The organism is Cupriavidus sp. GW822-FHT02D05 (genome assembly GCF_058802485.1).
In genome coordinates this window covers 1-1,085 of sequence record NZ_JBXAOE010000082.1, presented here as the reverse complement: position 1 = coordinate 1,085, position 1,085 = coordinate 1, and the positions used below count along the sequence as shown (strand labels likewise).

The window sequence follows — 1,085 nt, the reverse complement described above, 5'->3', positions numbered from 1 at the left end:
TGCTCCCGGAACATGCGGCTGAAATGCGCGGCGCTCTTGAAGCCGGTCATGATCGAGATCTCGGTGATGGTATACCGCCGCTTGTCCAGCGTGGCAATCCAGTCTCGGGACTTCCCAAGCCGGCTCGTCCAGAGCAGGTCGGAGAATGCCGTGCCATGCTCCTTGAGCAGATGGCAGAGATAGCGCTGCGAGATCTGGCACGCCTGTGCGACCGTGGACAGCGAGAGATCCGGATTGGCCAGATGCATGTCGATATATGCAACGATGCCTTCGAAGCGCTTCTCGCCGATGATCTGGCGCGGACCAACCTGCACGCCCTGTTCCTGGGCCGCCTGCGCGGCCGTCTTCAGCAGCGCCGACACAAGATTGTCACTGACTGCACGGTCGATCGACTCGCCCTCGTCGCACAGCAGCGCCAACAACTGCGGCATCACCCGTTGTGCGCCCGTGGGCGTGGTGAGCCGCGTGCACATCGGCGCACCGTTAGGAAAGTGACGGTGGACCACGTCCAGCGGGAACAGAATGAAGAACCACTCTGCCGGTTGCTGGCCTGCGGGCTTGCTCACGTAGTGAAACGGCACGTTGGAGCGGGTGAACGAGAAGTCCCCTGGCCCGAGCTCGCAGGAACTGTCGCTCTGTGTGATGGAAAGACTACCCGCCTTCACATACCGCAGGACCACGAGGTTCTCCTTGTTCGCGCGGATGTGGTTCCACGTGCGGCGGAACATATAGTGGGCCCGCGACGTTACCATCCCCATCGGGTACGGCGCCGACGGCACCATCTTCAGCTCAAAATGCGGACTGAGGTCGCGCCCGCAGAGCGTGGTCTCACCCTCGCAGAACTTGCGCGCGTTCTCGACGTTTGCGCGCGAGAACATGTCATTGAGGACGCTAAGCGATGCGCTCTCGCGAGAAAATGAAAAGGACTCCATGTCTCCACCTCCGCCTTTTCTATAGCGTTTTGATGTAGCGATTGTAGGTGGCGTGCGCCTGAGTCCAAGCAGGGGTTTCCCCGCGGATTGCACTCACAGATAAGTTTTGGATCCGTAGCAGGTTGTGGCGAAAGCGCACCGCTCTTGCTCACC

The 1,085-nt window shown here is 60.6% G+C and carries 1 protein-coding gene; it reads right to left on the bottom strand.

Translation table 11 applies throughout. The features are described 5' to 3' along the window. Positions 1–932, bottom strand: a 932-nt coding sequence (locus tag AC1RQK_RS40435; RefSeq protein WP_492815269.1) for a helix-turn-helix domain-containing protein, incomplete at its 3' end; no start/stop codon positions are given. Between the last annotated feature and the right edge of the window lie 153 nt (positions 933–1,085).